The 17,930-nt window shown below is 63.3% G+C and carries 16 protein-coding genes; 4 read left to right on the top strand and 12 right to left on the bottom strand.

All coding sequences use genetic code 11. The features are described from left to right. Nucleotides 1-91 precede the first annotated feature (91 nt). On the bottom strand, nucleotides 92-601 hold the full coding sequence (locus IB277_RS22790; RefSeq protein ID WP_113080262.1) for a gluconokinase: 510 nt from the start codon (nucleotides 599-601) through the stop codon (nucleotides 92-94). Beyond that, a complete protein-coding gene (locus IB277_RS22785; protein ID WP_034787501.1) occupies nucleotides 598-1,974 on the bottom strand; it encodes a GntP family permease in 1,377 nt (458 codons plus the stop codon). The genes IB277_RS22790 and IB277_RS22785 overlap by 4 nt, the downstream gene beginning before the upstream one ends. Before the next feature lie 281 nt (nucleotides 1,975-2,255). Between IB277_RS22785 and IB277_RS22780 the strand changes: the two genes are divergently transcribed. After that, entirely contained in the window at nucleotides 2,256-2,402 is a 147-nt protein-coding gene (locus IB277_RS22780; RefSeq protein ID WP_156400696.1) for a hypothetical protein, read from the top strand. A 211-nt stretch (nucleotides 2,403-2,613) separates the two neighbouring features. On the opposite strand, the gene IB277_RS22775 is transcribed toward IB277_RS22780, so the two are convergent. Continuing rightward, nucleotides 2,614-3,096 (bottom strand): isoprenylcysteine carboxylmethyltransferase family protein, encoded by a 483-nt coding sequence (locus tag IB277_RS22775; protein ID WP_112975243.1) that lies wholly within the window; start codon nucleotides 3,094-3,096, stop codon nucleotides 2,614-2,616. 173 nt (nucleotides 3,097-3,269) lie between these two features. Between IB277_RS22775 and IB277_RS22770 the strand changes: the two genes are divergently transcribed. Beyond that, nucleotides 3,270-3,695, top strand: coding sequence for an OsmC family protein (locus IB277_RS22770; protein WP_060604512.1), 426 nt, complete (start codon nucleotides 3,270-3,272; stop codon nucleotides 3,693-3,695). A gap of 67 nt (nucleotides 3,696-3,762) precedes the next feature. Here the strand turns inward: IB277_RS22770 and IB277_RS22765 are convergent, their stop codons facing one another. From IB277_RS22765 to IB277_RS22725, 9 genes are all read right to left on the bottom strand, one after another. Beyond that, on the bottom strand, nucleotides 3,763-4,143 hold the full coding sequence (locus tag IB277_RS22765; protein WP_112771494.1) for a VOC family protein: 381 nt from the start codon (nucleotides 4,141-4,143) through the stop codon (nucleotides 3,763-3,765). A 58-nt stretch (nucleotides 4,144-4,201) separates the two neighbouring features. Beyond that, the gene (locus tag IB277_RS22760; RefSeq protein ID WP_090297105.1) at nucleotides 4,202-5,932 is read right to left on the bottom strand and encodes an adenylate/guanylate cyclase domain-containing protein; all 1,731 of its coding nucleotides are present in this window, start codon (nucleotides 5,930-5,932) and stop codon (nucleotides 4,202-4,204) included. Between the two features lie 122 nt (nucleotides 5,933-6,054). Further along, nucleotides 6,055-7,026, bottom strand: coding sequence for an aldo/keto reductase (locus IB277_RS22755; RefSeq protein ID WP_060604505.1), 972 nt, complete (start codon nucleotides 7,024-7,026; stop codon nucleotides 6,055-6,057). 118 nt (nucleotides 7,027-7,144) lie between these two features. Beyond that, entirely contained in the window at nucleotides 7,145-7,555 is a 411-nt protein-coding gene (locus IB277_RS22750; RefSeq protein WP_090297111.1) for a hypothetical protein, read from the bottom strand. A 171-nt stretch (nucleotides 7,556-7,726) separates the two neighbouring features. Further along, entirely contained in the window at nucleotides 7,727-8,002 is a 276-nt protein-coding gene (locus IB277_RS22745; protein WP_162727287.1) for a hypothetical protein, read from the bottom strand. A gap of 46 nt (nucleotides 8,003-8,048) precedes the next feature. Then, nucleotides 8,049-9,389: an HlyD family type I secretion periplasmic adaptor subunit gene (locus tag IB277_RS22740; RefSeq protein WP_034787518.1), complete on the bottom strand. Its 1,341-nt coding sequence runs from the start codon at nucleotides 9,387-9,389 to the stop codon at nucleotides 8,049-8,051. A 6-nt stretch (nucleotides 9,390-9,395) separates the two neighbouring features. Beyond that, nucleotides 9,396-11,861 (bottom strand): type I secretion system permease/ATPase, encoded by a 2,466-nt coding sequence (locus IB277_RS22735; protein ID WP_060517687.1) that lies wholly within the window; start codon nucleotides 11,859-11,861, stop codon nucleotides 9,396-9,398. 21 nt (nucleotides 11,862-11,882) lie between these two features. Further along, nucleotides 11,883-13,919: a type I secretion protein gene (locus tag IB277_RS22730; RefSeq protein ID WP_246812543.1), complete on the bottom strand. Its 2,037-nt coding sequence runs from the start codon at nucleotides 13,917-13,919 to the stop codon at nucleotides 11,883-11,885. 129 nt (nucleotides 13,920-14,048) lie between these two features. Beyond that, the gene (locus IB277_RS22725; RefSeq protein ID WP_060517689.1) at nucleotides 14,049-15,791 is read right to left on the bottom strand and encodes a hypothetical protein; all 1,743 of its coding nucleotides are present in this window, start codon (nucleotides 15,789-15,791) and stop codon (nucleotides 14,049-14,051) included. A gap of 541 nt (nucleotides 15,792-16,332) precedes the next feature. Here IB277_RS22725 and IB277_RS22720 point away from each other — a divergent pair. Together IB277_RS22720 and IB277_RS22715 are read left to right on the top strand one after the other, a co-directional pair. Further along, nucleotides 16,333-16,815, top strand: a complete 483-nt coding sequence (locus IB277_RS22720; RefSeq protein WP_051659098.1) for a hypothetical protein — start codon at nucleotides 16,333-16,335, stop codon at nucleotides 16,813-16,815. A gap of 161 nt (nucleotides 16,816-16,976) precedes the next feature. Continuing rightward, nucleotides 16,977-17,921 carry a DUF817 domain-containing protein gene (locus IB277_RS22715; protein ID WP_192371868.1) on the top strand — a complete coding sequence of 315 codons (945 nt, stop codon included), beginning with the start codon at nucleotides 16,977-16,979 and terminating at the stop codon, nucleotides 17,919-17,921. The last annotated feature ends 9 nt before the right edge of the window (nucleotides 17,922-17,930 follow it).

Here is a 17,930-nt window from a genome sequence, read left to right as displayed (position 1 = left end):
GGGATCGCTTCGCCTTCAATGCGCGATTGCACGCCCCGTCCCCGCCGTACAGCGACTGTCCGCCGAAGTGAGAAGCGCAAGCGCGGCTGGGCTAGTTGCCCAGCCCCTGGATGGCTAGATCGACCTGCTCAGCTGTTGGAAGAGCCACGTCGACGACGACGCCATCCTCGTCCGGACCGAGCGGCTCGAGGGTCGCAAGCTGAGTGTCGAGCAGGGAAGCCGGGAAGAAGTGTCCCGCCCGATGCGAGAGCCGGTCGGCCAGCACGGTGCGGTCGCCGTGCACATGCACGAAGCAGACGCGCGGCGCGCCCGTGCGCAGGATGTCGCGATAGGACCGTTTCAGGGCCGAGCACCCGACCACCGAAGGGCTGCCAGCCGCCTCGTCCTTGGCAATTTCTGCGGCCAGCGCCCGCAGCCAGGGTTCACGGTCATTGTCGTCGAGCGGAATGCCCGCGGACATCTTGGCGACGTTCTCCGGCGGGTGAAAGCTGTCGCCCTCGACAAAACGCCAGCCGAGCCTTGTGGCCAGCGCCTCGCCGACAGTGGTCTTCCCGCTGCCGGATACGCCCATCACCACGACATGCTGAAGGTCCTCACTCATAGCAGCCACCATCCCACAAGCGCGAAGGCGAAACCAATCACCCCGAGCAGGGTTTCCATTACCGTCCAGGTCTTGAGCGTCGTCCGCTCATCCATCTGAAGGAAGCGGCCGACGAGCCAGAAGCCGGAATCGTTCACATGGCTCAGCACCGTCGCGCCGCAAGCGATGGCGATCACGAGGAAGCACAGGTCGAAGGGGCTGAGCCCCGTCGTTGCCGCGACCGTTGGAGCGAGAAGGCCCGCCGTCGTCGTCAGTGCCACGGTCGCCGAACCCTGCGCCACGCGCAGGGCCGTGGAGATGAGGAAGGCGGCGACGATCAGCGGCATGCCGATCGCCTCGAGGCTGCCGGCGAGCGCCTGGCCGATGCCGCTTGCTCGCAGCACGCCGCCGAACATGCCGCCGGCTCCGGTAACGAGAATGATGCCGCAGATCGGGCCTAGCGCCCCGTCCATCAGCTTTTCCATGTCCTTGAGCGTACGCTCGCCGCTGAGGACCCACATGCCGACGAGCACAGTGATCAGCAGGGCGACGGGCGTCTGCCCGGCCATGCGCAGGATGCTGACCCACAATGCGCCGCCGTCGATCATCTTGGCGGCGGCCAGCGTCGATAGGCCGGTATTGAGGAAGATCAGCACGAGCGGCAGCAGCAGCACCAGCATCACCGTGCCGAAAGACGGGGGCACTTCGTCGTGCGCCGCCTCGTTCGGCGACCCGAGAAGGGTTGGCACCGGCAGTTCGAAGCGTTTGCCTGCCCATAGGCCGAAGAGATAGCCGCCGAGATACCATGTGGGCAGCGCCACGACGAGGCCGACGAGCACGAGCAGGCCGATATCCGCCCCCAGCAATTCGCTGGCGGCCACCGGGCCTGGATGGGGCGGGAGGAATGCGTGCATGACCGCAAAGGCGCCTGCCGAAGGCAGCGCATAAAGCAGAACCGAGCCGCCGAAGCGGCTTGCGACGCTGAAAATGATCGGCAGCATGACCACGAGGCCGGCGTCGAAGAAGATCGGAAAGCCGAACAGCAGCGAGGCGACGCCGAGCGCGAGAGGCGCGCGCTCAGGTCCGAACTGGCCGATCAGCCGATCCGCGAGCACCTGCGCGCCACCGGAGACCTCCAGCATCCGCCCGATCATCGCGCCAAAACCGACGAGCAGCGCCACCGAGGCAAGCGTCGAGCCAAAGCCCTGCAGGAGGGTCGGGACCACGTCCGCGAAGGAGATGCCGGTCACCAGCGCCGTCAAGAGGCTGACCAAAACCAGAGCGACGAAGGCATGCAGGCGCAACCGGAGGATAAGAAAAAGAAGCAGGCCAACGGCTGCCGCCGCGATCAGCAGGAGCGTCGCGGTTCCGTAGGCGGGTTCGATCGAAGTCATGTGTCCTCCTTGTTCCGGAAGTGAGGTCAAGGGCCATATAGTCTATGGCCCTTCACAGCAACCTACCTGAAAGAGGTGGGCACAGAGATACGGCCGTATGAAGAAGGGCTTGTGGCCTGGCGCTAACGATCGCCTTCGACAGGCGATCGCGCGCTTGAGGCGCGGCGCATTGCCATAGGCACACATCGCCACACGCGCTCGATCATACTCCACCGGGCGTGTTAGGTATGGCAGCAACTCGGCAGCCTCTGTCGTGATCATTCAACTGAAAGGTAGAATAAATGCGCGCTACAATCCTGTTGGCAATGGTTCTCGCCCTCGCCGGATGCTCCCAGACCGGCGGCGGCGGCGGTGGCGGTGGCGGCTACGCCGCCGATTATGAAGCTGGTGACGGCGACTACTATCACGGGATCGTAGCGCCGAGATAAGGCCCGACCTTCTGCACGAAAGACCACCTTTCGTGTTCCAGCAGGATGGACGCTCGTTCAAGTCCATCCCGGCAATACCCCCTAGGCACACGCGCAGCCGCCTCGGCTATGATCAATCGAGGGCCTGCCGACTCATCCACCCGAAATCGCGAGTGCTGCGACGCGACGTCCGGACCCGTTTCATCGCCGCGGAGCATGCCGATTTGTGCAATCAGAGCCAGCGCCTGACGCGCGCCTTGTAGACCCGATAGACGTCGCCGAACTTGCGCTCAAGATAGGCCTCCTCGCGCGCCACGACGCCATAGCGGATGACGAAGTAGAAGGGCACCAGCAGGATCAGCAGCCACAGGCTGTCGAAGATGATGGAAAAGCCGATCAGGCCGAGAAACATGCCAGTATAGATCGGGTTGCGGGTGAAGCGGTAGGGACCGGCTTCGACAATCGCCGATGTCGGGCGATGGATCTGGATTTCGGTTCCCGCACGCCTGAAGCTCACCGCCGCCCAGATCAAAAGCGCGATACCGGCGAGAAAAATGATGCCGCCGACGAGGGCGTCCGGCACGGTCGCGGGCACGAACGGCAACGGGTAGAGCCGGTCGAGCACGAGGCCACCGCCCACCGACATCACCCAGGCGATCGGCGGATGGATCACGGCGCCGGAACGGTCAGGCGCATTTCCCGTCGTCTCGTTCATCAAAACACCTTTGGTCTGGTTTCCGCGCCGTCCGTCCCCGCACCGATGGCGCTGGCTGCCATTTTAGAGGATGCGGGCCATTTGCGAAAACCCTCCAAGACGCTATGTGAACGGAGGATCATCGGCTCTGTCTGGGTCCGTGATCATGCCATGGCTACAACAGGACGAGACACATGAAAGCACGCGTCAAATGGGTGGAAGACCGGACCTTCGTCGGAGAGTCTGGTAGCGGCCACAAAGTCGTATTGGGAACCGCCTTCGGCGAAGAGGGGCGCACCCCGGGACCGAGCCCGATGGAACTGGTGCTGATCGGCACCGGTGGCTGCTCGGCCTATGACGTCGTGCACATTCTGGAGAAGGGCCGCGAGCCGGTGGAAGACTGCGTCGTCGAACTCGACGCCGACCGCGCCGAGACGGAACCGCGCGTCTTCACCCGCATCCACATGCACTTCATCGTCAAGGGACGCGGACTTGCGGTCAACAAGGTCGAGCGCGCCGTTTCGCTCTCGATCGAGAAATACTGCTCGGCCTCGGCCATGCTCGCCAAGACCGCGACGATCACCCACGATTTCGAAGTGGTCGACACCAGCGCTGGCTGAGAGCCCGACCTGGCGCTCGCATCCCCAGCGGTGCGAGCGCATCGACGACCCGCGGGCGCGCGGGTCGCTATCGTCGCGCGGGCTGAAACAGTTCGACAACATTTCCGGAGGGATCGATCAAAAGGATCTGCGCCCCTCCGGGACCGGTGACAATGTCATTGCGGAACATGACGCCGGCACGGCGCAGCCGCTCCACTTCGGCGTTGAGGTCATCGACGAGGAGATGGACGCGGTTCCAGCCGCCCGGCCCCGGCTTCTCGCCGTCCGGCATCGGCCGGCCGGCCGAACTCGTCGGTCCGCTCAGCAGCAGCCGCAGCGCACCGCGCTGCACATCTGCGAAAGCCGGTGCATAGCTCGACAGAAGCGAAAAGCCGAGGTGGGTCGTGTACCAGGCGATCGCCGCCTCGACGTCGTCGACCATGTAGCGGACATTGACTGTTTCCGACATTGCTTTTCCTCCAAGTAAACCCGGCCGGCCGATGCGGCTCCCTCACGCCGTTCCGAACTCACTCCGGCAGTCCGGCCAGCCGCAATCCTTCAACGTAACGCGCAAGCAAGGCCTTATCCCGGTAGGGTGCACGGGAACCGTATCGCTCGATCGAGAATTCCGGATTGAGTTTCAGGAGCTCCGCCGCGGCGCGACGTGCATCCTCAAGGCGCCCGAGTTGCGCGTAGGTCGCCGCCAGCAAACGGTAGGCCGAACCAAGATCGGCCATCTTCTCCAGCAGAGCCAACGCTTCGGTGTACTGGCCGGAGAGATACCTGGCAGCGGCGATGTTCCAGAAATACCAGTCCGGACGACTGGGGTTCAGCCGCAAGGCCAGTTCCCCGATCCTGATCGCGTCCTCCAACAGACCGAGATACCCCAGGGCATCGCAATATTCCGCAAGAAGATCGCAATTGTTCGGCGCCAGTTCGCGCCCACGCTCGTAACAACCGATGGCGCGTTCTGCCTCTCCCCTCCACAAATGGACGACGCCGAGCGCCCAGTGAACATCGGCGTCACAGGGACTGAGCTCCAAAGCCTTGCTTGCCGATGCGAAGGCACTGGCAAGCGTCGCTTCCATGTCGGCACGCTCGTTCCATTTCAGTTTGCGTATATCCAGCCAGGCCAGCCCGAGATATCCGCGGGCGTAGGCTGGATCAGCGTCGACCGCGGCCAGGAACATCTCCTTTGCCCGCCTGACCTCATCCGGTTTCAGGCTTTTTTCAATGTGCCGGCCACGCAGATAGAAATCGTAGGCGCTTGATCCTTTGAGCGGCTCGGCGAGAATCCGGTATCGTTCGGCCTCTTCGATTTTGACATTCAAGGCAGCCGGAATGGAACGGGACAACTCGTCCTGGACATCGAACATGTCGACAAGGTCGAAATCGTATTTCTCCGCCCAGATGTGTTCGCCAGTGGCATTGGTCAGACTGGCATTGACCCTGACCCGGTCGGCAGCGCGCCTGACGCTGCCTTCGAGCGTGTAGTAGGTTGTGCGTGCCTGAGGTTGCGGCTCGGGACGCGGCAACCGAACGATCACGTTCAAACCGGAGAACCGCGACAATGCCGCGACGACGTCCTGCGTGATGCCGGCCGCGAAATAATCCTCATCGGGATTGCCGCTCAAATTCGCAAAGCGCGACACATAGAGATGCGTCCGGCTCGACTTGACGGGGGGATTTTCCCGTATCTCCTGTGTCGGTGGCGCCATCAGCGCCGCCCCCTCCGATCCGCCGTCGTCGATGACGATATTGTAGATGTGGACGGGGCGGCCGATGTTCTTCAACGCCTGCGCGCCCGTGTCTTCGAAGCGGATGTCCAGGCGACCGCCCAGCGTGTCGTGAACCGAGGCGGAGACGGATATGCCACCCGGCTTGGCGAGGCTCTCGATGCGCGCCGCCACGTTGACGCCGTCACCGTAAACGTCACCGTCTTCAAACAGGATATCGCCGAGATTGATCCCAATGCGAAATTCGATCCGGCGATCCCGCTGCGTACCCGCGTTCCTCGTCTGCATTCCCCGCTGGATCTCGACCGCGCAGAGAACTGCGTCTTCCACGGCACGGAACTCCATCAGCATGCCGTCACCGATGAGCTTGACGATGCGCCCGTGATGCGCGGCGACCGCGACGTCCCACAGCTCCTGCCGATGAGCCATGAGGGTCGCAAGCGTGCCCTTCTCGTCGAGCTCCATCAGCCGACTATAGCCGACCACGTCCGCGGCCATGATGACGGAGAGCTTTTGTTCCATCGGCGCCCCCAGGCTCCAGCACCCCTATGGATAGCATATCCGGACGGGCGAGGCACTGAAGACGCGGCCACGCAGCCGACAGATCCCTGGGAGCGTCGATGACAGGCGGCGAAACGGCGGCTTCAATCCCGATAGAAGTTGCGCCGCCAGCGGTGGGCGGTCAGTTTCGCCCGCTGCGCATCCGGCAGGCCGGCACCGTCGCCGATGGCGCAGTTGCGCTCGACGTTGCGCACCGAACGCATGCCGGGAATGACCGTCGATACGGCCGGGTGGCTGAGAACGAAGCGCAGCGCCGTCTCGGCCAGTGCGTCGGGCTTGATTTCCAGATCCTCGACGATCTTCTGCGTTCGTTCCTCGACCTCGCGCTTGCGCTCGCCCCGGAAGTAGGTTTCCCGGAAGTCACCCTCGGGAAAGACGGTATCGGCGCGGATCTGGCCGGTCAGACCACCTTCGTCGAGCGCCACGCGGACGATGACGCCGACATTGTGCTTCAGGCACGCGGGCAGCAGTTTTTCTTCCGGCGCCTGCTCGAAGATGTTGTAGATCACCTGCACGCTGTCGACGACGCCGGTCTCGATCAGCCGGAGCGCATTGTCCGGCTCGTAGTCGTTGATCGAAACGCCGAAGAAGCGGATCTTGCCGTCGCGCTTCAGCCGCTCGACAGCCTCCAGCCAGTCGCCGCGGCCTACCCACTCGTCCGACCACACATGGAACTGCTGCACGTCGATCGTCTCGACACCGAGATTGCGCAGGCTCGTCTCGGTGCAGGCGATCACGTGGTCGGCCGGGAAGGTCTGCTCGGCCGGGGTGCCGGCGTGCGCCGGCCATTGCATGTTCTTAGGTGGGATCTTGGTGGCGACATGGATCGTCTCCGACCGCTCGCGCAGCAAGGCGCCGATCAGCTTCTCGCTGTGGCCCTGGCCGTAGCCGAGTGCGGTGTCGATGAAATTGAGGCCGAGGTCGACTGCGCGGTTGAGGGCGCGGGCGGACTCGTCGTCGCGCGCGCCCTGCCAATGGCTCTTGCCGATGCCCCAGGCACCGTAACCGATTTCGGAAATGCGCAGGCCCGTACGGCCGAAGGTTCTGTAGTGCATGGCGCTCTCGCTGGCATTGGGGAAGGAGGACGGGATACCGCCGGTTATCTAGGCTTCAGCGATCGACCGTCAACCGGGAAAATGTCACGGCCACGGCGGCTTTGTTGCCTCATACGTCCTAGGCAAGAAACCAGAAGAAAACGGCCGACAGGAAGATGAAGGCGAGCACGAGCCCCATGAACTGCCGCATGCCCTCGCTCGTATTGTCGCCGAGCAAGGCGACCCAGATCGGCCCGCCGCTGCAGTCTTCGTCGCGCATGTCGCGGATGGAAGCCAGCGCATCGCGACCGACCGCCGGACGGCTGTAGTCGTGCGGCGGCGGCTGCCGGTTGCGATGAGGGGCGAGAGATCCCGAAAGATCCGGCGCCACCAGGCCGCCGTCGCCGGCGTCGACCACGGGAGACAACCGTTCCTGCGTCGTCGACCCGTCGCGGGTCGCGTCTCCTGCCCGCAGGCGCCCTGCGCCATGGTGAAACGCCCAGCGCTGTGGTTTCGACTGCGGATCGGATTTCACGTGCCGGATAGACATCACGCACCTCCACAGGCGTAACCGCTAACCGGGCACTTTGGTTCCGTGCGCGGGCATGCATTGTTGATCACGGGGGCGTGGCGTCGACGAATTCGACACTTGAAGGACGCAATTGCCGGCAGCGTCTGCCGAAAAACAAAAGAGCCCGCCGCGGGAGGAGCGGCAGGCTCTCTAAAAATCGATCAGCAGCCTGGGAGGAGGAGTGGCGCTGATCTCGTGAACGATCCATGGGAGGAGGAGATCGTTCACCGCATCGAAGCTCTGCGGGAGGAGATGCATTGCTTTGATGAGGTGAATATACAGGGTTTCTGCCCAAATCGTAGGCGGATTTTGCGCAAGCCAGCTATGCGCTATGCGCGCAGCGCAATACCGGTCCAGAGCCGCCGTAAATGCGATCGAACGGCCGGTGATGCCGGCGAAACGCGGGCAGGCGGAAACGGGTTTCACGCCGCCCGTATTCCGACGTCGTAGGCGCTTCTGCCGCGCGAAACCGTCAGTTTTCCATGAAGGCGCGCGCCATGCTGTCGCGGATCGGCTTGGTGAGATAGTCGAAAAAGGTCCGCTCCGCCGTCTGGATCAGAATTTCCGCCGGCATGCCGGGGGTCACGACGAAATTGTGAACTCTTGCAAGCTCGCTTGCCGGAAGGCTGACGCGCGCCAGGTAGACCTCGCGCGTGCCCTCATGCGTCTGCACCGGCAGGGCGTCCGCCGACACGTAGAAGACCTGCCCATTGAGGACCGGCGTCGTGCGCTGGTTCAGCGCGGTCAGCCGCACCGTCGCCTTCTCGCCGACCCGGATATTGTCGACGTCGGTGCGCAGCACCTGCGCCTCGATGATGAGCGGTACATCGGCCGGCAGGATTTCCATGATCGGCTTGCCGCTCTCGATGACGCCGCCGGACGTATGAAAATGCATCCTGATGACCGTGCCGGTCACCGGCGCGTTGATCGTCGCGCGGCGGAGCACATTGGTGGCGCCGCGCAATTGTTCACGCACTGTGTCCAGTTCACCCTCGGCCTTCTGCAATTCGTCGAGCGCAGCCTCTTGGTAGCTCTGTTCGGTCTGGTTGACCTGCTGCTGCTGCTTGAGGATCTGGGACCCGGTCTCCGAGACTTCGGACATCAGACGGCCAATCTGGCCCTCTGCATCGGCGATCGCGCGCTGGATGGTCTTGATCTCCGTCTTGCGGATCAGGTCCTTGGCCAAAAGCGTCTTCTTGCCGATGTATTCCTCCTCGAGCAGGACTCGTTGCTCGCGCACCGATTTCAGCTGCTCCTGAAAACCTTGCGAGCGGAACTCCAGGCTCTCGATATTCCGCTTCAACAGTCCGATATCGCTGTCGAGCTTGCTCCTCCAGGTCTGAAAATTGAGCTCCTGGCTCTGCACGATCGGGACAATCTCAGGATCTTTCTTGACGTGCTCCGTGAGAACCGCGGGCAGCACGATCTGCTTCAAACCGTGCGCCTGCGCGGTCAGCCGGGCGACGATCGCCTCCAGCCGCGCCCAGCGCAGAAAATACTGCCTCTCATTCGCTTGTGCGGCCGTTTCGTCCAGCCGCACCAACGGCTGATCCACGGTTACGCGGTCGCCCTCGCTCACCAGAATATCCTTGATGATCCCGCCTTCGAAGTGCTGGACCACCTTGTTCTGCCCGGTTGCGACAAAGCTGCCCTGGGCGATGATGGCAGCCGCCAGAGGCGCGGTGAAGGCCCAAAGGCCAAAGCCGCCGAAGGTCACGACGATCAGCACCAGGCCGATCATCGTATGCTGCCAGATTGAACGCGGAACCTCTGCGTACCAGGTCAGATCCTGTACTTTGGCCATGTCGCTCATGATCGCCTACGGAAGCTGGTTTTGTTCGAGCGGGTTGCCTTCGGTATTCACCCCACGCGAAGCGAGTGCCTTGAGAACGTCCTGGCGCATGCCGAAGAGCGCCACCGTGCCGTTGACGAGCAGCAGAACCTTGTCGACGCTGTTCAAAAGCGCCGGTCGCTGAGTGATGGTGACAACCGTGATCTTCTCACGCTTGGCATGCGTCAGCGCCCGCGTCAGCGCCGCCTCGCCGGCGGTATCGAGATTGGAGTTGGGCTCGTCGAGCACAACCATGCGCGGGTTGCCGAAGAAGGCGCGGGCAAGGGCGACGCGCTGCTTCTGGCCGCCCGATAGAGGCGAGCCGTCGGCGGCCACCACGGTCTCGTATCCGTGCGGCAGCATGGCGATCATGTCGTGAACATCGGCAAGCTTGGCAGCGGCGTAGATGTCGGCGTCGGTGGCATCCTCGCGCATGCGGGCGATGTTGGCCTTGATCGTGCCGGGAAACAGCTGCACGTCCTGCGGCAGGTAGCCGATGCTTTCGCCGAACTGCCGCTGGTCCCAGTTCCTCAGGTCCATGAGATCCAGCCGGACGTTGCCCGACGTCGGCAGGATGGATCCAACCAGCATCTTGCCGAGCGTCGTCTTGCCGGCACCGGAACTGCCGATCACGGCAAGCGAATCGCCGGGCTCCAGCGCAAAGGTAATTCCGTTGAGCACCACGCGCTTGGTGCCCTGCGGAACGAAAAGCAGGCGCTCGACATCAAGGCGCCCTTCGGGCCGCGGCAGCTTCAACCGTTCGAAATTGAGCGGTGACGTCTTCAGCAGCGCGGAAATGCGCCCATAGGCAGCACGCGACTGGATGACCTGGCTCCATCCCTCGATCGCGCCCTCGATAGGTCCAAGCGCGCGGCCCGCGATGATGGAGGCCGCAATCACCATGCCACCGGTGAGCGAGCCATTGAGGGCGAGATGGGCGCCCCAACCGAGCATCGTCACCTGCGTCAGGAGGCGCACCGCCTTGGACAGCGACGCAAAGGCGATGTTGCGGTCCTGCGCCATCACCTGGGCCTTGAGCGAACCGGCCATGTCCTTGCCCCAGATGTGCACGGCCTCCGGGATCATCGCCAGTGCGTTGATGATCTGGGAGTTGCGCGACATCGAATCGAGGTGAAGGTTGGCCTTGGTCTGGAAATTGGTCGCTTCGCCGAACGCCGCAGCCGTCGCTTTCTGGTTCAACAGCGTAACGATGAGGAGGAGAACGGCTGAGGTGACGACGATTATCCCGAGATGCGGATGGATGAGGAAGACCGCCACCAGAAAGAGCGGCGCGATCGGCGCATCGAGAAACGAAAGCAGCGTGCCGGAGACGAGGAAGGAGCGAAGCTGCTGCAGGTCGCCAAGCGTCTGGTACTCGCGCCCGTTGCTATGCAGGGCGGCTCTCGCTGCCGCGCTCAGGATCGGCGCGCCGAGTTGCGCGGCCACCTCCACGGCGGTGCGCATCAGGATCATGCGGCGAATGGCGTCGAAAACCGACTGCAGCAGCACCGCGCCGACGATGATCGCCGTCAGCATCACCAGCGTGTCGACCGAGCGGCTGGTCAGCACCCGGTCCGAAATCTGGAACAGATAGACAGGGATCGAAAGCACGAGGATGTTGGTGACGATCGTAAACAGCATGACGATCATCAGGTTCTGCCGGATCGCCTTGAGACCAGCGCTGAGGCTCGCCGAAAAATCGACCGGGCCAAGGCGCTTGTGGAACACGCCCCCTCCACCGCCTCCGCCGCCGCCCTTGTCGGACGATCCGCCACCCTTGTCGGGCGACCGCGGCTCGGCCTTGATCGGCCCACGGTCGGCTTCGATCACCACCATGCCCGAAGGCGAATATCTCTCCTTCATCTCCGCGGTCGGCCAGGCAACCGGTTTTCCGACCGGCTTTTCGATGCAGGGTTCCGGCTTTGGTTCCTCCTGCAACGGGCGGCGCTCGACCGTCGCCTCGCCGCGCAGAGCCGGCTCGGGTCTGGCCACGGGCTCGGTCTTTGGAGGCCACGGCCGCGACGTGACGTTGACCGTCTCAGCGGCATCCGCCCGTGGCGTCCCCATCTGTGCGCGTGACGCCTGCGCGACCCCGATCGGTGCGGCCGGTGCAGCAGCGCGCGCCGGTGCGAGGCCGGGTGTCGGACCGGTGATCTGTACCGGCCTTGCGGCAACGCCCGATCCGGGAAGAGGCGAAACGGGTGAAGGGGTCCAGTTGCCATCCTCGCCGGCGCCGTTTGCCGCCACTCTTCTTATTTGGTCCGCCACCCCGTCGATCTCCCTAACAGCACGGTCCAGAACGTGTTCCTGATGATTGAGCTTGCGCAGAAACTGCCGTCGCGCGGCGTCGGCGCCGGATGCTTCCGGCCGTGTTCCGTTTTCCTCCGCACGCGAAGCGGCATCGGCGCCGGTTTCGGCAGACACTGGCCGAGACGGATTGGTGCGGTCGGTCATGACTATCCTCCCGCACTCCCATCAGGCGACCATGCTGTGCATGGGGTCGGCACTGGCCGTATCGATGCCGTGCCCATGGCTCGGCGAGATCTGATCCTGCGGCTGGTGGCCGAAATCCGGAGTGAGCATGTCGTCGCCGAGAAAGACGACCGCTTCGCTGACCAGCGCATCCGGGTTCTGACTACCGAGATAGGGATCGTTCTTGACCAGCTCCGCCTGGATGAGCACCTCGTCCGAATAGGCGCCGCCGCCGGCATAGATCGTCTTGCCCGTATCGACATCGACGATCCCGGCATAGTTCAGCAGAGCATTCGAGCCCGTGGAAATGGTCCAGTCCGCGTCCGGGCGCGCCTCGAGCGCGTTCATCGCCAGCGTCACCTGATCGCTGTCGCCGAGAATGTTGGTCTGCTGGATGTAGTTGAGGCTGATGAGGTCGCCGGAAATGTAGAGCACCCTCAGGCCATTCAGCCCGGCAAAGGCGGGATCATGCAGAAAGTCGTCGCCCGACGGCTTCTTGCCTTCCGACAGATCCTGCAGCGCGGACAGGTAACCGTCCGACATCGGATTGACCGGGCCTGCACTGCCAGCTTCGACGATTCCGGCATAGTTCCAAAGCAGGTTTCCGCCGGTCGAGACCGAACCGGCGCCGCTGGTGTGAAAGCCGCCGACGGCACCGATCAGATCGTTGTCGAGCAGGATGTTCGTCTGCTGGATGATGTTGGCGTCGAAGACGCTGCCGCCGACGAAGATCAGGTCAAAGCGGTATCCGAGCTCCAGCAGCGATATCTGGTTGGCCGCCGTGTTGTCGCCACCGACGATCGAAAGCTTCGAGCCCGAAGCCGCGAGGATCGCAGTGTCCTCATCCGACATGAAAGTGAACTGCTGGAGCCAGTTGACCATCATCAGGTCGCCCTTGACCTCGGTGATGGCCCAGACCTTGGGGAAGTCGGCGGTGTCGGCATGCGTCGTCTGCGCCGGCTCGACATGTTTGAACATGGCGATGTTGAACGCCTGGGTAGCATGCTGCTCAATATTGTTGCCGCTCAGCGCGGAACTGACGAGGTCGCTGTCATAGTGGGTGTTGACCTGAACGATCGCGTTGAGTTCGACGTGGTCGCCGGCCACCGCCAGCACTTCGGCCTGCAGCCAGTCGCTGGTGATGACGACGGAGTTGACCAGCGTGTTGCTGCCCGCTTCCAGCTCGACCGAAGTGTCGACCGCGACGGCACCCTCGCCATAGGCGATGCCGCCCTCGACTTCGACCCCGTCGTTCGACAGTTCGGGCTCGTCCGGCGCATCGGAAGCCTCGTCCGGGTCCGGCAGGTGATCCTTGAGAACCGGCGCTTCCTCAACGATCACGCCGTTCACATAGATGCCTTCGAGCGTGCTGGCCCTGGCTGAAAAATGGGTGACGCTCAGCCCCCCGGCCTCCGCTTCGCCGCCGGTGGAGAATGCCTCAAGCCTCTCGGCCGTGCCGACAACGAGGCTGGCGATCGCGTCACTGGAGCCGGCGACATCCGTCTCGCCGAGCAGCGAAATACTCTGCGTCGCGTCGATGAGCTCGGCCATCGTCGCGCTGTTGTCGATCTGCAGGCCGGACTTCAGGCCATGCCCGCCGACACTGACGAAATCATTGTCCGAAAGCTCGGCGGTCTGGTTGCTGTAGACCACCACCGAGCCCGGCGGGTTGATGTGCGGCTCGACCACCTGCGAGGCCGATCTCGGCGATGCGCCCTGCAGGGAGGCTTCCGAGCTGGCGCGGCCAAGGGAGCCGCCAAAAATCGGGTATTCGGGGAAGGACACCCCAGCATAGCCGTCCGGTATCGGCATGAAGATGTCCGGTCCGACCGGCTTGTACGGGACGTCGGGGTTGAAGTCGTCGAGATCGTAAGGTGCGTGCACCTTGACCGGCGCAGAAACGAGCTCCTTCGGATCCTTGTGGACGTCGCGATCCGGGTCGAACTTCTCATGGATTTCACGCAGACGCGCCTCTTCGGTAGAGAGTTCGAAGAGACCGATGAAATGGGCAATGGCCTCGGTGATCTTTGCGGAATACAAGGTCAGGCCCTCCTCTTGTCGTCGGCAGTCCCCGCCGGCTTGGCGGGTCGTGCCTGACTGCGCGGGAGCTTCCCGCGCAGTCATTCTCGGGTCGATCCCGCGAGACGCGGATCGACGCCCCCTCACCGATCAGGTGTTGTCGTCGTCGCCGACGGCAGTGGTCGTGTAATCACCACCGACGACCGTCATGTCGATCGTGTTGCCCTGCAGGTTCGCGCCGAGCACGATCTGCTGGTTGAAGGCGTTGGTGTCGATAACTGCGTCTGCCGAAGCCGAGGAGAGCCCTTCGACGAAGCTGTCGTCACCATTGTACGAGCCCCACATGCCGGCGCTGCCACCCGCACCGCCATCACCGTTCGTCGCGAAGCCACCCGCGCCACCCGCGCCGCCGGCACCACCGAGTGCATGGCCACCGTAGGCATCGCCACCGTCGCCGCCGGCTGCCCACGAACCCGTGAGCGCGAGGCCGCCGAGGCCGTGACCACCGGTCGCTGCACCACCGGTACCGTCACCACCGGTCGAGTCACCCGTAGAGCCGCCACCGGCATAGGCATCGCCACCACCGCCGCCGGCACCGCCGACGCCTGCACCGGCGCCGAAGCCAGCACCCGCGCCAAGACCAGCACCCAAAGCGCCGCCGCCGTCGCCGGCATCGCCGGCATCACCACCGTCAGCACTGCCGGTATCGCCAACCGCTACGCTGTTGCCACCGTTGCTGTCGCCACCGTCGCCACCGAGGTTCAGGATTGGCAGGATGAAGCCGCCGGCATCGCCGCCGTCACCTGCATCCGAAGATCCTGCCGGGCCGCTCGTGACGTCGCCACTTGTGCCACCGTTGCCGGCACCATTGCTGCCGCCGTCGCCGCCGGCTGCCGCGCCGACACCAAGGCCGACACCGAGACCGAGGCCGACGCCGAGGCCGGCACCACCGGCACCACCGGCACCGGCTGTCGCCGTACCGCCATTTGCGTCACCGCTGGAGCTGCCGCCGCCAACGCCAACACTGGCTGCAATGCCGCCAAGGCCGGCACCGCCGGTCGCATCGGCATTGTTGTCTGCGTCGCCGCCATCGCCGTCGCCAGCGCCCGCGAAGCCACCAACGCTATGGCCGCCATCGCCGCCGTCGCCACCGTTGGCATAGGCCTTGCTTCCGCCTTCACCACCGTCTGCGCCGGCCTGAATGCCGTCGCCCGAGCGGGCGTCGCCGGCATTGGCGTTGCCGTTCTGGTTAAGCGTGCCGCTGTTGTTGATGTCAGAGGCGCTGTCGTCATCCGACATGATGGCGTTCTGGCTGAACACGTTGGCAACGTTGCTGTTGCCGTTCATCGAGCCGTTCAGGATGTCCTTGAAGCTCGTGTTCGCCATGCCGTGGATCGAGGAGTTGTCGATATCGGCAAAGTCGTCGTCGGACGGCTTGTAGCCGCTCAGATCGAGATCGACGTCCACGTCAACGGTCGTCTTGCTGTCGACGTCGACATGGGTGCTGTTTTCGTTGAGGTTGGCATTGAGGTTGGCGTTGCCATTGCCGTTCAGGTTGGCGTTGCCATTTCCGTTCAGGTTGGCATTGCCGTTGCCGTTCAGGTTGCCGTTCCCGTTGGCATTGGCGTTGCCGTTACCATTGAGGTTGCCGTTGCCGTTGAGATTGCCGTTGTAGGACTCGCTGTACTGCGATTGTCCCTGATCCTGGCCCTGACCTTGGTCCTGGCCCTGTCCCTGGTCTTGCCCCTGGCCCTGGCCTTGTCCCTGTCCCTGAAGCTGGCCCTGCAGCTCCGCCTGCAATTGTCCCTGACCCTGGCCCTGTCCTTGTCCCTGGTCTTGATCTTGAGACTGGCTGTCATCCCATGGCCACAGGATATTCTTGTCCTTACTCATGACGATTACCTCGAGTTGAGGCCGCGACAGCCGAGCCGCATTCTTCTCTTACGCGGATTTGGGCCATGCGCGGGCTACGTGTTGGACTTGTTGAACTCAGTAACGGTGTTTTCCTCCGGGCGCCTAGTCGCCCATCTGTCGATACTTTGATCGCTTTTGTTGCCTCTCCCCTTACTTGGTCGAGAGGACCGGAACAGGTTCCCAACTGGGTATTCCATTCGATGCAGAGCTTGCCCAAAGGGGGCCTGAGTGCGTCCTGCTCGCCGGTTGCAGAGGAGACTCTGTCTAAAACCGACACGCATTGTAAGTTGTCAGTTCGGGCTAACCTTCGCGGGCTAGCGACGAGACGCAGAAACCTTCACCCGTGAGCTAGGCAAAATATGGCCGTCACCCGACGGCTGGCCACGCGCCGGAGAGGGCCCGAGCGCCGCATTTCCGGGCCTGCGCGACCATCGTCAGAACGAATTTACTGGACGCAGGAATGCAGTATTCTGACGAGCAGTGGTGTGGCATTTGGCAACCGGCGAGCACTGGAAGGCCCATGGCAAGATTTCACGAAATCCTCCTCTTAATCGGACAACTCAACTACACGTGGACGAATACGGAGAGTTTGCTCATCTACCTCATCGCCGGCCTCGCCCGGGTCGACAAGGAAACCGCGATCGTCATCTTCCTGACGCTGAACACGACGCGGGCCCGCATCGAACTCGTCGAGCGGCTGACCAAGATGGGAAAGACGCCTGCCGCGCAGCGGCAAGAAATTCTTTCGATTACCCAACAGCTTGGCCGGCAGGCAAAACTCCGCAACAAATACAGCCACTGCATCTATTCCTTCGACGAAACCGGCGACCAGGCGAGCACGCAACTGATGGCGATCTTCGACAGCAAGGACACGATCAAGTACGGCAAGATCGAGCAGATCAACGAGGCGGAGATCGCGCGGATCAACGAGGTGATCGAGCAGCTGCAGGAGGTCAACCGGGAAATCTGGGCGATCGTCGACCGCTACGCCTTCCCGCGCTGATCACCCGCCACGAGCGCAGACGACGGCATGCCGCAATCCTGCTGCCGCCGCTGGTGGCGGATGCGCGGCAGCCACCTCCACACGGCCCGGTTTCCAGCCATCCACAATTCAACCGCATTGTCAGGCCATCGCAGCAGCGACGGCAAAAGGAGGCGATGCGGATGGTTGGACAACCCGAGGAGAGGCGGTTTACGAGCATTGAGGCGCGCATCGACGCTGCGGCGCATGGCGTGCTCGACCGGCTTCCGGCAAGCGGCTTCCTTGGCGGCCTGACCGAATTTCTGGTGTTCGGCATCAAGCAGGCCTTCGCCTGCCTCTTCGGCGGCGCGATGCTGGCCCTGATGCTGGCAACGAAATTCTACTGGCCCGAAGGCAGTGGTCTCGCCCGCTACGACTTCCTGTTCCTGAGCGCCATCGCCATCCAGATCTCACTGCTCGTCTTCAAGCTCGAGACCATCGCCGAGGCCAAGGTCATCCTGATCTTCCACGTCGTCGGCACGCTGATGGAAATCTTCAAGACCTCCGTCGGCTCGTGGATCTATCCGGAGCCAAGCTTCTTCCGCATCGGCGGCGTGCCTTTGTTTTCGGGTTTCATGTATGCCGCCGTCGGCTCCTATCTGGCGCGCGTGACCCGCATTCTCGACATGCGCTACAGCAACTATCCGCCGCTCATCGCGACCCTGCTTTTGGCCCTTGCCATCTATGTCAACTTCTTCAGCCACCACTACATCATCGACCTTCGCTACGCGCTGTTCGGATTGACCGCGATCCTCTTCCTTCGCACCACGGTGCATTATCGCGTCTTCCGCTTTCGCCACCGCATGTCGCTGCTCGTGGGCTTCCTGCTGGTCGCCCTCTTCATCTGGTTCGCCGAAAACATCGGCACTTGGTCGCGGGCCTGGATCTATCCCTCGCAGCATGCCGGCTGGACGCTGGTCTCCGTGCAAAAGCTCGGCGCCTGGTATCTGCTGATGATCCTGTCGTTCGTGCTGGTCACGCTCGTGCATCGTCCGCGCGCGGTTGCCGCTCCGGCAGCCGTGGCCGAGAGTACAGCCGTCGAGATGGGCGATGCAGCCGTCGCCGGAAAGGGTGTCGGCGCGCGATAGCGCAACCGT

The sequence above is a fragment of the Ensifer sp. ENS07 genome, from assembly GCF_014852185.1.
GTDB lineage: Bacteria > Pseudomonadota > Alphaproteobacteria > Rhizobiales > Rhizobiaceae > Ensifer > Ensifer adhaerens.
Note: the sequence above shows the minus strand (reverse complement) of the source record. Positions and strands in the feature narration are given on the sequence as shown.

Bases quoted from the DNA above. Each gene is read 5' to 3' on its own strand.
- IB277_RS22760 (WP_090297105.1), bottom strand. From the start codon at position 5,932: ATGGAACAAAAGCTCTCCGTCATCATGGCCGCGGACGTGGTCGGCTAT.
- IB277_RS22750 (WP_090297111.1), bottom strand. From the start codon at position 7,555: ATGTCTATCCGGCACGTGAAATCCGATCCGCAGTCGAAACCACAGCGC.
- IB277_RS22740 (WP_034787518.1), bottom strand. From the start codon at position 9,389: ATGAGCGACATGGCCAAAGTACAGGATCTGACCTGGTACGCAGAGGTT.
- IB277_RS22780 (WP_156400696.1), top strand. From the start codon at position 2,256: ATGCGCGCTACAATCCTGTTGGCAATGGTTCTCGCCCTCGCCGGATGC.
- IB277_RS22735 (WP_060517687.1), bottom strand. From the start codon at position 11,861: ATGACCGACCGCACCAATCCGTCTCGGCCAGTGTCTGCCGAAACCGGC.
- IB277_RS22720 (WP_051659098.1), top strand. From the start codon at position 16,333: ATGGCAAGATTTCACGAAATCCTCCTCTTAATCGGACAACTCAACTAC.
- IB277_RS22790 (WP_113080262.1), bottom strand. From the start codon at position 601: ATGAGTGAGGACCTTCAGCATGTCGTGGTGATGGGCGTATCCGGCAGC.
- IB277_RS22765 (WP_112771494.1), bottom strand. From the start codon at position 4,143: ATGTCGGAAACAGTCAATGTCCGCTACATGGTCGACGACGTCGAGGCG.
- IB277_RS22725 (WP_060517689.1), bottom strand. From the start codon at position 15,791: ATGAGTAAGGACAAGAATATCCTGTGGCCATGGGATGACAGCCAGTCT.
- IB277_RS22770 (WP_060604512.1), top strand. From the start codon at position 3,270: ATGAAAGCACGCGTCAAATGGGTGGAAGACCGGACCTTCGTCGGAGAG.
- IB277_RS22775 (WP_112975243.1), bottom strand. From the start codon at position 3,096: ATGAACGAGACGACGGGAAATGCGCCTGACCGTTCCGGCGCCGTGATC.
- IB277_RS22715 (WP_192371868.1), top strand. From the start codon at position 16,977: ATGGTTGGACAACCCGAGGAGAGGCGGTTTACGAGCATTGAGGCGCGC.
- IB277_RS22755 (WP_060604505.1), bottom strand. From the start codon at position 7,026: ATGCACTACAGAACCTTCGGCCGTACGGGCCTGCGCATTTCCGAAATC.
- IB277_RS22785 (WP_034787501.1), bottom strand. From the start codon at position 1,974: ATGACTTCGATCGAACCCGCCTACGGAACCGCGACGCTCCTGCTGATC.